General features: G+C 46.2%; 10 protein-coding genes. 4 read left to right on the forward strand and 6 right to left on the reverse strand.

Annotation, left to right across the window (positions count from 1 at the left end; translation table 11 throughout):
• Nucleotides 1-151: 151 nt before the first annotated feature.
• Together JT717_RS23225 and JT717_RS23230 are read right to left on the reverse strand one after the other, a co-directional pair.
• A complete protein-coding gene (locus tag JT717_RS23225) occupies nucleotides 152-778 on the reverse strand; it encodes a response regulator (RefSeq protein WP_205513425.1) in 627 nt (208 codons plus the stop codon).
• Nucleotides 779-896: 118 nt separating this feature from the next.
• Complete coding sequence (locus tag JT717_RS23230; RefSeq protein ID WP_205513426.1) at nucleotides 897-1,976, reverse strand: sensor histidine kinase; 1,080 nt, start codon at nucleotides 1,974-1,976, stop codon at nucleotides 897-899.
• A 417-nt stretch (nucleotides 1,977-2,393) separates the two neighbouring features.
• Between JT717_RS23230 and JT717_RS23235 the strand changes: the two genes are divergently transcribed.
• The 3 genes from JT717_RS23235 (at nucleotide 2,394) to JT717_RS23245 (ending at nucleotide 10,078) form a co-directional block, all read left to right on the forward strand.
• Complete coding sequence (locus tag JT717_RS23235; protein WP_205513427.1) at nucleotides 2,394-2,780, forward strand: response regulator; 387 nt, start codon at nucleotides 2,394-2,396, stop codon at nucleotides 2,778-2,780.
• A 492-nt stretch (nucleotides 2,781-3,272) separates the two neighbouring features.
• The gene (locus JT717_RS23240; RefSeq protein WP_205513428.1) at nucleotides 3,273-4,532 is read left to right on the forward strand and encodes a M48 family metalloprotease; all 1,260 of its coding nucleotides are present in this window, start codon (nucleotides 3,273-3,275) and stop codon (nucleotides 4,530-4,532) included.
• 56 nt (nucleotides 4,533-4,588) lie between these two features.
• On the forward strand, nucleotides 4,589-10,078 hold the full coding sequence (locus JT717_RS23245) for an AAA domain-containing protein (protein ID WP_205513429.1): 5,490 nt from the start codon (nucleotides 4,589-4,591) through the stop codon (nucleotides 10,076-10,078).
• A 99-nt stretch (nucleotides 10,079-10,177) separates the two neighbouring features.
• Here JT717_RS23245 and JT717_RS23250 read toward each other — a convergent pair whose 3' ends face one another.
• The 4 genes from JT717_RS23250 to JT717_RS23265 form a co-directional block, all read right to left on the reverse strand.
• Nucleotides 10,178-10,894 (reverse strand): sensor histidine kinase, encoded by a 717-nt coding sequence (locus tag JT717_RS23250; protein ID WP_205513430.1) that lies wholly within the window; start codon nucleotides 10,892-10,894, stop codon nucleotides 10,178-10,180.
• A 429-nt stretch (nucleotides 10,895-11,323) separates the two neighbouring features.
• The gene (locus tag JT717_RS23255; protein ID WP_205513431.1) at nucleotides 11,324-11,818 is read right to left on the reverse strand and encodes a DUF4251 domain-containing protein; all 495 of its coding nucleotides are present in this window, start codon (nucleotides 11,816-11,818) and stop codon (nucleotides 11,324-11,326) included.
• Nucleotides 11,819-11,869: 51 nt separating this feature from the next.
• Complete coding sequence (locus JT717_RS23260; RefSeq protein ID WP_205513432.1) at nucleotides 11,870-12,589, reverse strand: DUF3307 domain-containing protein; 720 nt, start codon at nucleotides 12,587-12,589, stop codon at nucleotides 11,870-11,872.
• Nucleotides 12,590-12,655: 66 nt separating this feature from the next.
• Nucleotides 12,656-13,288, reverse strand: coding sequence for a hypothetical protein (locus JT717_RS23265; RefSeq protein WP_205513433.1), 633 nt, complete (start codon nucleotides 13,286-13,288; stop codon nucleotides 12,656-12,658).
• An 803-nt stretch (nucleotides 13,289-14,091) separates the two neighbouring features.
• On the opposite strand from JT717_RS23265, the gene ltrA reads away from it, so the two are divergent.
• On the forward strand, nucleotides 14,092-14,983 hold an 892-nt coding region (ltrA, locus tag JT717_RS23270; protein WP_205513434.1), incomplete at its 3' end, for a group II intron reverse transcriptase/maturase.

The following is a 14,983-nucleotide window of genomic DNA, read 5'->3' on the forward strand; positions in this document are numbered from 1 at the left end:
GTGCAGCTTATGTTTATTTTGTAATTATTACACCTGCAGGTTTGTAGTATAAAATCGACAATTACGCAAACGATTGCTCTTGTTAAGCGTAATTTCTACTGTTATAGAAGATGATTATCACCGCTTTATTAAATTTCCGATGCGCAATGGATCAAATAAGTTTTTTTTCAAGCGCATATCGCGTCAGATCCGCATTTGTTTTTAATCCCATTTTGGTAAGGATACGCGACCGGTAAGTACTAATCGTTGTAGTACTTAAAGAAAGTGTTTCGGCGATCTCAGAAACCGATTTCCCTGTAGCCAGCAATTTAAAAACATCGAATTCCCTGTTGGAAAGACGCTTATAAGGTTCGGGCTCACTTTCTTCATCCAGTTGGGTGGCCAGCGTTTCCGCCAGGCTCGGCGTGATATATTTTTTACCGGTCAATACCCTGCGCACGGCATTCACCAGTTCTTCATGCGCGAGGTCTTTGCTGCAGTAGCCCGAAGCGCCGGCCTTCAATGCACGGATGGCATATTGTTCTTCGGGATGCATGCTGAGGATAAGCACAGGCAGGCGGGGGTGGGAGAGGCGGATCTGTTGCAATGCCTCGAGGCCGCTTCTGCCGGGCATTGAAATATCACTTATAATAACATCCCATTGGCCATCATTGGCTTTTTGCAATAACTCTTCGGCAGTGGCGCATTCTTCTATTTGGCCAAACGGGTATTCGTCCAGTAAGATCTGTTTTAGTCCTTTGCGTACTATGGCATGATCATCGGCCACCAATACTTTCATGGTTGGGTATAAGTTTTCAAAATTTTTTTGCCTGAACAGCTTTTTTGCCAGGCTGTTTAATAATTTTTACTGTTTGGAAATCTCTTTATGCTGAGATCATAACGGCTCACCGGCATTTTTATTGACCCGGTGGCGATTTAGAATTATTGTCTGCAGGCAGGGTAGTAGTTACCAGGATGGAAGTGCCTTCCCCCGGCTTACTGTATATGTCAAAACGGCCTCCCATCATGAGCGCCCTTTCCTTCATGCCCAGCAGTCCCAGGGTCTTTTTTATGCCCAGGGTTTTCATATCGAAACCGGCTCCATCATCTTTGATGCTTAAAATAACCTGGTTATGTTTCACTTGCAAGGTGCAGTACACCTTTTTAGCCTGTGCATGGCGGGCAACATTGGTCAATGCTTCCTGGTATATTCTGAATAGAGAAGTCGCTATGGCATTGGAAACGGGTAAATGCGAAATGGCTGATTCGAAAATGATCTTTATCCCAGATCTTTTTTCAAACTCCTTGCTTTGCCATTCAAGGGCCTCAACCAGTCCAAGGTCATCGAGCATGCTGGGCCGCAGTTCGGTAGCTATACGCCGCACGGTCTTAATGGTCTCATTCAACATTTTGAGGGTGTCGCCGGTCTTTTCGATCAACGTTGCATCTTTATACTTCTGCAGCTTCTGATAAAGCCAGGAAACATCCATCTTGAGAATGGTGAGCTGCTGGCCCAGTTCATCGTGTATTTCACGGGCAATATTCGTGCGTTCGGTCTCCCTGATCGTCAACAGGTGGTCTGACAATTCCCGCAACTGGGCGGTGATCCTGGGCGATTCCTGCTCTTCATCAGCCGATCTGTAAATAAACAGATAACCCCCTTCACCCGCAGCAGGGTTGATCGCATGCCTGGTAATATGAACCGGCAACTTTTGCCCCCAGCGGTTGATACAGGTAGCCATTGCTTCATTAAAATCGATGTTCTTTATTGCGGGGGGCGGGTTGTTTGTTCCATCGGCAGCTATGGCGAGGATGGAGATGTTGGATCCGGTAAGTTCCCGGGCATTGTAATGAAATAGTGTGGTGGCGGCTTTATTACACGCAATAATAGTAAAGTGGGCATCAGTGTATATGGCAGCTTCACTGATATGTTGTATAAGTAGTTGACTGATCGATTGGTTGGGTTGCTCGTTTTCCATTTGCATAAAGGGGCGCATGATGGCCTGTTGGTCCTACATCACGATTACACTTTCATAGAAAACGATTCGGCAACAAGATTAACCCAATATTTTCAATTAACCATATTTTAATATGTGATGTGGGTAACTAGTGTATTGCTGATGCCAATAAAAGTGTCGGCTTGACATTACTGGTATAGGGTAAATGAAAACCTTTATTTTAATGGCGTAATAACATTGGTTTGCCCGTTTAAAGTGAGCTTATATTTTGTTGGCCTGATAACAGTTTTACCTTTGCTATATAAGATCCTTGCCTAGCCGTTTACCCCATCCTCACCCGCGATCATCCTGTTGAAGCCGGGCCTGAAAGAAACATTGTTTTCGTATTGATCTGGTCGCTGGGCAAAAGCTTGTCTTGCCGCCTACAATCAAAATAGCATTTTAATTTATGTAGTTATGAAGCGTTTAGGAATTAAGGTAGCTTTGATCGATGATTCTTCTATCATCCGGAACAGTATACAGGAGATCATTTCAATTTGGGGTTATGATGTTGTGCTGGAGGCAGTGAATGGAAAGGATTTTTTCAGCCGCTTAACAAGTGCCAATGCTCCGGATATTTGTATAACCGATCTTAATATGCCGGTAATGGACGGTTTTGAGACTATAAAAGAGCTACGCGAAAAATGGCCCCACGTAAAAGTTATTGCTTTCTCCATATCTGGTAATAAAAGGGAAGAAGAACGGGCGCTGCTGCTGGGCGCGCATGCTTTTGTATCAAAGTCAGCTTCTATACATGAATTGCACAGGAGTTTGCAAAAAATGAATCAAACCACCCCGCTTTAAACTTTTACTCATTCCTGCCTTCTATTGACATGCAATAGATCTTTTATAAGGTTAACAGCGGTATTCGGGGGGCCGCCAATGGATTATTAAAGACCAAAGCTCCTGGTAAAAGTTGCAGCTCCCCCTAATGCCGCTTTAATATCATCGCTTATGCACCGAAGGTAGGTGCTGGTTATTTATTGAAAAGCACAAATAGATGAAATGCAAAAATTGGTCGGGGAAAGACCGGTTTTTATCTTCAAGTGAAATGGGGTTTTCCACATTTTATTCATAACCGTGGTTAGGCGCAATTAATTCTTACAATGTGTCGTTACGTAAAAAAGGCATAGTATTTGAAATTATAACAAGTTCAACTGTGCGGAAAAATCCGGGAAAGTTGTTGTAAGCATTGAGAAGATAATGTGTTCCCTCCTTCCTTTCTGATATCCTTAAGCCGTATAGGCAGTTATCGTTCCCAAGATATTTATTCTTTTATACTATATATATCAATATATGTTACAAGCGCTTCCATATCATTTGAAAGTACGTGATCATTTTGCGCGGCAAACAAGCACCTGGAATTTTTTTGCTGCGGTAAAAACAAAAGAAGAACAGCTGGCTTCGTACAAAACGGAATTGTTAAAAAATACTTACAAATTCGATGCAACTGCCGATGCCGGCATTTATGAAAAAGTTGTTAAAGCCAAGGCAAAATTGGGGTTGGAAGAATTACCCGTTACCGTGTACCAGGCTCAATATACCGATGAGATGAATGCAAGCATTGTTTACCTGAACAATGAAGCGCATATTGTTTTCAGTGGCCGTATTACGCAACTGTTAAGCGAAGATGAGTTGCTGGCCATACTTGCCCATGAACTTACTCATATAAAGCTATACAGTATGCTGCAGGGAGAGTTGGAAACAGCAGAGCGTATCATTATGGCCATTGCGGGTAATTATAACAGTGAAGCAGCCTATTTTGAAACTGCCCGTTTATACAGATTATATACTGAAATATTTTGTGACCGCGGTGCCTATACGGTGGTAGGCGATATCAATCCGGTTATTACCTCACTCGTTAAAGTGGCAACGGGTTTAGACAAAGTCAGTGCTGAAAGTTATATCAAACAGGCGGAAGAAATATTCACTGCTGCAAGCGATGTAAAAGCAAGTACCGTTTCTCATCCCGAGAACTTTATCAGGGCCCGCGCCATCCAATTGTGGCACGAGAAACAGGAAGCCGCAGAACCGGAGATCATCCAGATGATCGAAGGGTTGACCGACCTGGATCAGCTGGATGTTTTCAAACAAAAGGAACTCCTGCAGCTTACCCGCCAATTCATGCAATTGTTGCTGAAGCCAAGCTGGTTCAGAAGCAACGTGGTAACCAGTTTAGCCAAACAATATTTCGCTGATTTTTCTTTTGACGATAATATCATATTGAATGAACAACTGCTTGAAACCGTAGGTCAATCGCATGCCAGCATCAGGGATTACCTCGGGTATGTGATGCTCGATTTCGCACTGGTCGACGGCGAACTGGAACAGGTGCCCTTTGGCTGGGCCTTTCAGTTTGCTGAGTCCATTCAACTGGCAGACGTATTTGACGCTATCGTTAAAAAAGAGCTGCAGCTGACCGATAAAAAACTGCAGCAACACAAACAAAAAACAATGGCCGCCTGGTACAAAATAAAAGAAAACGAAAAAGAACAGGTGTATGAAGGCGAATTTGATAATTTGAAAATGAGCCAATTTGAAAATGAGGGCTCATAAGCAAAAGGGGTTTTCTACTTTCAAATTTTCAGATCATTTAATTTCAAATTGTATTTATGTCAATACAGGTTCAAGCATTCCGTCAGTTCTTGAAAACAGCATTTGATAATGGAGATTATGCTACAGACGATGTAATTGCGTTTGTACTGCCCCTGTGTAAAGAAGTGATCGGCTTTCACGAAGCAGGGCTGGTAGCGCCCTTTGAAAACGAACAGGCATTGTTCATTACCGAAAACCGGCTTGATATCGATGAACGGGCCGCACACAAACCCATGAATGCGATCGGTAAAGTGATTGCCCTGTTTGAAAGGCATAAAGCCCGTCACTTCGATGTTATAGGCAACGCCAAACAGGAACCGGAAGAAGACGACAGTGCGGTGTCGGTAGAGAACGTGCAGATCCATTTGAATGGCAATGAAACCCTGACCTACCCTGCATATATACCCGGTTACCGTTGTTTTGAAATGAACCTGGGCCATCATGATGAGCTTACCGATATATTTTGCCTGGGTTTGGTATTAGGGAGTATGGCATTGGGCCTGAACCTGTATGAAGAAAAAGACCTGGCATTGTTTGCAAAATATCGCAGCAATCCCATTTTATACAATCACCGTATTCATCCGACGATCAGCGCACTCATAGCAGAAATGACGGAGCTGAGCAGGCAAAAGCGGGTACAGGACCTGTACGATATCGTTAACCGGCTGCAGCATTACAGGGATTACGATCCTGAGAAGCAAACCGATCTGAGCAATATTGCCGGCTGGATCAATAAATCACTCACCAACCGGAACCAGCTGATCTTAAATAAGCTGCGCAACCGGTTATTCGACACCAGCAGACGTAACCGTTTATTGTATTATAAACCGAATATGCGGTTTGTAAACCTCACGGTAAGCAGCGTGCCCATGGTACTGCATTACCAGAGCATCCGGCCGGAATTGTTGTTCACCTGGAATAAGGAAATTGCCGACCGGGTTACCGGTATGAAGGAGATCGTGCTGAATAAATACCTGCGGTTTGAAGACCATTTGTATTTGCCTTCATCGCTTGATAAAATACGCATCGAAGCGCAGCGTGATATCCAGGAATATGGCTTCAGCCAGCTGAAGCTGGTGATCGTATACCTGAACTGGCATAACCTGAAAGAAGACCCAGAAGAGCGGATACAAAGCCCCTTATTACTGGTTCCGGCTGAACTCAAAAAGAACAAGAAATTAAAAGAAGATCATTTTATTTTAAAGATCACCGACAATGTTGCTGAAGTGAACCCGGTGCTGGCCAGCTATCTCAAAGAGCTGTATGGCATCGAGCTCCCCGATTATGTTGACCTCGATGAAATGACGCCCGAACAATTCTATCAGCTGCTCAAAGGCCAGATAGATGCAGCCAACCAGGGTATCGTACTGAATTATATTCAGAAACCCAGGATCAGGCTGGTGCATACGGTGGCCAAACAAACAGTGACCAATTTCAAAAAGCGGCTGCAGCGCACCGGCAAACAGTTAAGCAATTACAAGGACGTTGGTTACAGCTATCAACAGGAACAATATAAACCGCTGGGCTTAGAGATCTTCCGCCAGCGGGTAGAACCCAAACGCGGTTTCCTGGAGTCGTTAGGCCAGGAAGACACCCGTATTATGCCTTCCAGGTTAACTGAAAGCATCGCAGATAAACGCCGACCGATGTTCGAGCTGACGGAAAGCGAGGGCAATCCTTATAGTTGGGATTTTGATATGTGCAATATTGTGCTGGGCAATTTCAATTATAAAAAGATGAGCCTGGTACGCGATTATAACTTCGTTATCGATAACCAGGTACCCAATGAAGTGTTTGAGCAACTGTTCAGCAGCAAACCCAAACCCACCAGTGAGAGCACGCAAAACTGGAATAGTACCGATGACTGGTATCACGTGATCACGGCAGACCCAACGCAAACCCGGGCCATCCTGAAAAGCAGGGAAAAAGAAAGTTATATCATCCAGGGACCTCCGGGAACCGGTAAAAGCCAAACGATCACCAACCTGATCGCCGATTTTGCCGCCCGTGGCCTTAGTATCCTCTTCGTGTGTGAAAAACGGGCGGCGCTCGATGTGGTATACCACCGCCTGAAACAACAGGGCCTCGATGAACTCTGTTGCTATATTCACGACAGCCTGGGCGATAAAAAAGAATTCATCCGCAACCTGAAGGAAACCTACGAAGACTTCACCAAAAATAAAATGGACCTGGAAAGGATCCAGGCAAGCCGCGAAGCCCTGTTAAAGCAAACCAATGAACAGCTGGAGCTGTTGAAACAGTTCCATGCCACCCATACGGCCGTTCCCGAACAGGCAGGCATAGAATTCAGGAAATTGCTGGAACGGGTGGTGGAATTAAAAGATCACCTGGTAACCCGCAGTGCCAGGGAAACCGATGCGTTACCGCATTATAAAGAATGGCTTGAGTTTGGGAATGTTATTCAGCAGCTCAGCAATGCCCTGGAAGAAACAGGGGCTGAACCAACTTTTGCAGAACATCCCTTCAGTAAGATAAACGAACAGATCTTCACCAACGAGAATCCGCAGGTAGTTTTGGAAAACCTCTTGCAGCATAGCCGCAACCTCCTGACGGATATTACCTCCGTGGTGCGGGAAAATAATATTCCGCCCGAACATACCAACCGCTTAGAGCAGATCAAAAACCTGGTGCAGGTAGCCATTGTATTGAATCCACTGGCAGAATCGGATAACCTGTCACTGGTAGACGAAGGCAATGAATCGGCCCGCAAATTCGACAAAGGGGTTCACTTATACAAACAGCAGCAGCAACATTACGAACAGATCAAAGAGCGTAACAAGAACTGGAAGACCAGGTTGAGCGAACAGGATATGCTGGCTGCCATCCCGCTGGCTGCCAGGTATGAAGAATCTTTCTTCAACTTCCTCAACAGCAAATGGAACCGGCTCAAGAACAAGATCGATGAATGTTATGATTTTTCGCAACATGCCGTACACCCGGGATATGGCACGGTATTGCAACAGCTGAAAGAAGAATACGATGCGGCCAATATGGTGGCCATGGAAAGGCATTTCCTGCAGCAGCAATATAAGATCGATAATGTTGATCTTACCGCGCTGAGCATTGAACGCATCCGGGCCAGGAAAGGCGATAAGGAAATTGATTATTTATTGCATCATGGCGAAGCGAACCAGCTGGTTACGCGGCTGAGCAAGCTCAACCAGAGCATGCAGAAATTACAGACGCAGCTACAGCAATGTTTGAATGAATACGATACCAAACCGGTAAGCGATATCTATGATGAGCTGGAAAGCATCAGCATGAATGCCGAAAGCCTGCGCGACCTGTTGCCGGCTTTAAGGGAATATTCAGAGTTGCCAGCATCAGTGAAGGATGTACTCAGGAAATTACCGGTAACGCCCCTGCAGGCGGAAGCTGGCATGGCCAGTAAGACCCTGTCGCATATCTATCAGCAGAACAAGGCCTTTGCCAATACCGATATGCATGCGATCGAAAAAGCGGTACGGCAGATCCAGCATTGCTATAAACAATTGCTGAAAGTAAATGCCGATTATATCAGGGCGGCTGTGCGGCAACGCTTTTTGCATAATATTGAATTAAGCAATATCGCCAGCAGCCAGCTTACACCCGAGCAAAGAGAATTCAAAAAGAACTATCTCGAAGGCCGTAAGATCCTCGAGAACGAGTTCAATAAAAGCATTCGTTTCAAGAGTATCCGCGAGCTGTCGGCCAAGGAAAGCGGCCTGGTATTGAAAGACCTGAAATCGGTATGGCTCATGAGCCCATTGAGTGTGAGCGACAGTTTACCGGTAGACATTGGTTTCTTTGATGTGGTGATCTTCGATGAAGCCAGTCAGATCACCCTGGAAGAAGGGATCCCCGCATTATACCGCGCCAAACAAACCATCATTGTGGGCGATGATAAGCAAATGCCGCCAACCAATTTCTTTGCCGTTCGCACGGAAGACCCTGATGACCTGGAAGTATATACCGATAACGACGATGACGAACTGCTGAGCAGTGATGCCGACAGCCTGTTGGTACAGGGAGCCAGAAAGCTGAACAACGTGATGCTGGGATGGCATTACCGCAGCCGTTTTGAAACCCTGATCAGTTTCAGCAACCATGCGTTCTATGAAGCGAACCTGCTCACCATTCCCGATAAAACCATTCATCATACTGAAAAGCGGTCAATCGAGGTTACCAAAGCCCAGGAAGCCGCCAATCATGCCGATGCCTTATTCGATCGCAGCATCAGTTTCCATTTTCTGCCCAATAGTGTATACGAAAAGCGTATCAATACCGATGAAGCAAACTATATCGCCTTTATGGTGAAAACCCTGCTGCAGCGGAAAGTAAAGGAAAGCATCGGTATTGTGGCCTTTAGCCAGGAACAACAGGAAGCTATTGAAAATGCCCTCACCAGCCTGGCAGCGAAAGACAAGGAATTTGAACAGGCCCTGGAAGATGCCTGGAGCCGTACGGAGGAAGATCAGTTCACCGGCCTGTTTGTGAAGAACCTCGAGAATGTGCAGGGGGATGAGCGGGACATCATCATCATGAGCGTTTGTTATGGCTTCGATTCGCGCAAAAAGATGATCATGAATTTCGGGCCTATCAATAAAAAAGGCGGTGAAAAAAGACTGAATGTGATCTTCAGCCGGGCGAAGAAACATATGGCAGTGGTAAGCAGTATCCGCCACCATCATATTACCAACGAATACAACGAAGGCGCTAACTATTTCAAACGCTTCTTACAGTATTCTGAACTGGTAAGCTGTGGCGATATGCGGTCGGCCCGCGCTATTTTGGACAGCCTGGTGCTGCATAAAAAAGACAGATCCAGGCTTAAGGCCGACAGCATCATTTTGCAACAGATCAAAGAACAGTTGGAAAAGAAAGGCTACGAAGTGGCCGAACAGGTAGGGCAGTCAGACTTCAAGTGTTCATTGGCCGTAAAAGCAAAACCAACCGATACTACGTATAGCCTGAGTATTTTACTGGATGATGACCGGCATTATAAAAATGAGAATCTCCTGGAGCAGTATTACCAACGCCCGGCCATTCTGCAAACCTTTAACTGGCGTACGATCAATGTATTTGCCAAAGATTGGCTGCACCAGCCAGATAAAGTGCTGGAGCAAATTATCAAACGCCTGCACCAGGAAACGCAGGAGGAAGAAAAGGCGGTGGCAGAGGAAACAAGCGATGGACAGACCGCAGCTGCAGGGTCAAAGGAACAGACGGAACAAGAGGCCGGCACATCTGTAGTTAAAGAGGGAGCAGCCCCTGGCACACCGTATGATCATTTAACATTTCACCGGCTTATTAATTCCGAAGGGGAGAGCAGCCGGTTCTGGGAAGCAGCCCTCGATGGCTGTAAGCTGATCGTACGGTACGGAAGGGTGGGCACGAAAGGGCAGGTGCATGTGAAAACCTTTGCCAAAGAAACCACGGCCCAACTGGAAAAAGACAAACTGATCAAAGAAAAAGCGAACAAGGGATATAAGGCCACCTGGCTTTAAAACTCAGGGCTGAATGCCTGAAGCAGGAGGCTTGTTCCTGCGCAGGCGCTTCCCGCCAGGTGAAATTGCGTTGCGCTTTCAGCGTTTTGCCTCTGGCGTTCAGTCTTCCACTTTCAGCAAGGGAACGGTAACCTGCAGGCGGCAACCGTTACCTGGTTCCGATGTAATGGTCACTGTTCCATTATAGGTTTCAACGCGGTTCAGGATATTGGTGATACCTACGCCATTGCGGCGCTGCCTGGTATCAAAGCCAATGCCATCGTCTTCAATGCAGAGGAATACCTCCCTTTGCGTGTTGTAGACCTTAATGGCCACATTCCGGGCTTTAGCGTGCCGGATGATATTCGTGAGCTGTTCCTGCAAAATGCGGTAGATCGTTTCTTTGATAGCATCAGGAATGTATGTTTCGTTCAGGTGCTGCAGATCGAGGCAAACGGGTTGCCGTTGCAGGATGTTATTGACTGTTTTTTGAATTTCTGACAGCAGGCTGGTCTCGGCGAAGCGCGGTAATACCAGCCGGTGCGACAGGTTACGGATCTCCCGGATAACTTCTTCAATATTGTTCTTACAGCGCTCTACCGTGCTTTTTTCTTCGTCGTAGTTCTCGAGGCTGTATTCCAGCTGCAGTTTTACCGCAGCCAGTATCTGGTTTATGTTATCGTGTAATTCCCGGCCAAGTTCATTCCTTTCGTTCTCCTGGGTTTTGATCATTAGCCGGTTGATCACTTGCTGAGGCACTGATTGGGTTTTCCGGGCAGCTTTTGGCTGGCGTAAAGGCACCCGGGTACTGGTTTTCTTTGTGTAATAGACGTCCATAGTATATCGGTTGGTTTAACACATAGGGAATTAAAATTCAGGTAAGATTACGTGTAGGACGAGGTAAGTATGTACATGTAAAGTAAACGCCGGATCGCCATTTAATGTTATGAGTTAGATCATGTGTAAATATGATTATGGAAAGAACTTGTTCGGGATCAACTAACATATAAGAGTAACTGTTGCCAGCTATTGCCAGGCCGTTAATGATAAATGGGGTCTCCCTATCAGTGTAATTGTGTGCAATGCTAAGAGTTTGCCTGTACGTGATTGTCGTTTCTCGTCGTATAACATCATGGCGATGATAAAGATATCTCTGGAGTTGATCCGGGTTAAGTTTTTCCGGCCTGATCAGTTGATGCGTATGAACAACAAAAGCCCCGGCAGGGGCTTTCATTGTTTTATGTCTACGTTATGCTGGTGTGCTGATTATCTTTTTGCTATTACATAACCGGTGAAGGAAATGGGCTGCCGGTTATAACTGGTGACAACAGCCGATGCACTGCCATTGTCGAAAATGGTAAGCGTTATCTGTCGCGGATCCTGCATGTCTTTCGGGGTGATCACAATATCCCAGCCGCCTTTTTTGCGATCGGTTGCGGAATATTCGAAATCAGTGGAGGTGAACCGCAGCGGACCTTCTGCCGGGTTCATGGGCGCCGTATAGGCACGGCCAAAATAGGGCAGGTCGCTTACGATAGTATCTTTCGATACCCGCAGGTCAAAATCTGTGGTCAATTGCCTGGTGCTGCCAGCCTGCGGCAGGGCAGTCTGAGCCTTAAAAATGTAGTTCCGCGCTTCTACCGCCCGGGTTATGGCTTGTTTTTTATCTTTTTTCTTTTGGGCAAAGCCTGTTTGGGGAACAAGCGCAACAGCTAAAAGCACCCAAATGAATGAGCTGTATTTTATCAGGGTATCTTTCATAACACGCGTTTTGTTCTATATTAAGAACGGCCGGGCGGTATAAAAGGTTTGTTAAATAAAGCTTCTGACGATAAGTCCGATGATTATAGACAGGGAAAAGCTGATGAGCGTGCCGATCAGGATGTATTCGGCCTCCTTGCGTGCTTCCGTGCCTTTAATATCGTTAAAACGGAGGATCGATTTGGCGGCGATCAAAAAGCCGATCCCTTCAAAATGGCCGCTTATAACGAACGTGAACACCAGCAGGCGTTCAAATATGCCGATCCATTTGCCCGCCTCGCTGAGGCTTACGGAAGTGCGTACGTTCTGTTCTTCGGCTTCGCGGCGCCAGCGCTGGGTAGCGCTGGCCAGTAACAGGGCTAATGGGAAAGTGACCAGCAGATAACCCGAGGCGATAGCCCAGGCTGCCTGGCTATGCATTAAAGACACCCAGTTCTTCGGCAACCAGCCGGCAGGTGCTATGAACAGGCACCATAGTACGATAAGCGTGAGCAGATGTAAACACTGATCGATGATAAAGTATTTGGCCTTGTCTGATTGATTCAGTTTCCATAGATCAATTATAAAATGCGTCAGCATTACCAGCAGGGGAACGATCCATACATTCCAGCCCGGGGCAAACAGGTAAACGAGAATGCCATGGATGGCACAATGCAGGTAAAGCATCCAGGACCGGGCTTTCAACCGTTGCTTGTGGCGTACCATGGCACGCGATTGCAGAATAAAGTCTCCCAGCAGGTGAGCGAAGATCCATTGAAATAAGGTTACCATAGATAATAGGCTTAATGCTGAACGCTAATGCTTAAGGCTGCTTTGTGTTCCGCGTTTAAAAATAAATTAAACCATTGGTATAACCGATTCAAAGCGGGTGAGAATTTTATTAACAACCGGCCAGCCTGCGCCCTGAAGCCGTTGGTGTACCGATGGCTGTTTAATATTCAATATCCTGGCCATGGTTGCCTGGGTATGATCCTGTAACTGCAGGTAGATGGCCTCGGCCTGTTGGGGCGACCAGTGCCCGATGATATAATTCAGGGAGGCGCTGTGCACCTGCCATTCACTGGTAAATTCTTCGTCATGGCCGGCGATGCTGATCAGCTCACCCGTTCTGGTAAGCGCATCGAGATAGGGGCCGGAAGCCTGAAAAGCCGGGCCGTCGGAAGTGATCACCTGCCCGCTTTTGAAGTTAATAGTGCCTACCCCGATGGCCATACGTATTTTATAATTTTGCTTCATTAAATAACTTTGAAACATCAATACGATACGTAATGCCGCCAGCCGGTTATAGGTAAGTATGGCCTGCAGGCTGTCGCCGCGGTATTGTTGTGCCTGCATATCGGGCCATTGTACAACAGCATTGCTTAAAAAGTTATCGAACAACTGCTGTAATTTTTTTCTTGCGGCAGGCTTCAGCAGCGAAGAACCTACGATATCGCCGCTGATGACTACAGCCACCTGATCATGTGCCATAACCCCTTTTTACCAAATATAGGTCTATAAGCCTATATTTTCAAATTATAGGTTCACAGGCCTATATTTTATGGTTATAGGTCTATAGGCCTATAACGGCCAATTATAGGTCTGCAGGCCTATATTGGTATTCTTGTGTTTTTGCGTCAGATGGTCGTAATTGTCGCATTGCTTACCATGAACAAAAATAAAACCCCGCTGAAGGCGGGGTTTTATAAATTTATGTGCGCCCGGCATGGGCGCAAACTTTAGGGTGCAAGTCCCGAACGCGCCTTGATAGTGGGAAGCGTTAACCAAAGGCAAGGGTGTCCTCCGCGAGGAGGAATCTGAAGGAAGCCAGCGGTAAATCTCCGGCCTGACGAACAGGAAGCAGATGAGGCAGTTATCTGTGGGCGAGTTTGCATAACAAAACAAAGCCCTAAACTATCCGAAACAGACAGCTGTATATCTGACGGGTGTATGGAGAGAAAGTTTGCGCACCTTACCCGGGGAGATCTGTTAAACAGTGGACGGAGGGAGACGCGCCGCCCGAAGGAGCAAGAGTATATAGCGATATATGCTCGTTTAACAGAAGTCAGCCGAGGCCGTAGTACCTGAAGAACGAGGGAAGGGCCGAACATTAAACGTCCGCGGAGTAATTCTGGAAATGGGATGATCGTAATAAAAGCAGAAAACACCGAATGGAGAGCCGCCCGGGAGAACTATGCTGGAAGCAGAAGGGTACCAGGGAGCGCTGAGCGACATCTTGAAAGAAGGAAAGAAACAAGGAAACAGGAAAAAAAAAAAAAAAAAGAGTAGATGAGATGTTACTGGAAGAAATTCTAAGCAGGCCCAATATGCTCGCAGCTTACGACCGGGTAACCGGCAATAAAGGAGCTGCTGGCATTGATGGAGTAGAAGCGAAAGACTTCAAATTGCAACTTGATCAGAAATGGGTCCAGTTCAAATCCCAGTTGGAAAATGGGAGCTACCAACCGCAAGCAGTAAAGCGGGTAACGATTCCTAAGCCCAATGGCGGGGAACGTCATTTAGGAATACCAACCTATATGGACCGGTTAATCCAACAAGCAATCTCACAAGTATTAGTGAAGCAGTACGAACCTACGTTCTCAGAAAACAGTTATGGGTTCCGCAGTGAAAAGAACGCACATCAGGCGGCCTTAAAGGCAAAGGAATACATCAACGCTGGTTACAGCCATGTAGTAGACCTTGACCTGTCACAGTTCTTTGATCGGGTAAACCATGACTATCTGATGAATGAGTTGAGCCGTCGAATAACGGACAAGCGGGTTCTGAAGCTGATCCATAAGATACTTCGAAGTGAGATAGCAGATGGCAAAACGCTGACACGCTGTAAGCAGGGTGTACCACAGGGAGGCCCCCTGAGTCCTTTGCTGTCCAACATTATCCTTGATAAATTAGATAAAGAGTTGGAAAAGCGAGGTCTGCGGTATGTAAGGTACGCTGATGATTGTAGTATTTATGTTAAGAGTAAACGTTCTGGGGATCGGGTAATGGAAAGCATTACCCGCTACATAGAAAAGGAACTGAAACTTGTAGTAAATACCGTCAAGAGCAGCGTAACCCGTCCGTGGCTGATGAAACTGCTTGGCTTCACCTTTTACCATAAGAAAGGAGAGAAAGGAATCAGCGTTCATCGCAAGAGTATCGCCTCCTATAAGGACAAAATCCGTG

The sequence above is a fragment of the Longitalea arenae genome (genome assembly GCF_016924755.1).
Taxonomy (GTDB): domain Bacteria; phylum Bacteroidota; class Bacteroidia; order Chitinophagales; family Chitinophagaceae; genus Niastella; species Niastella arenae.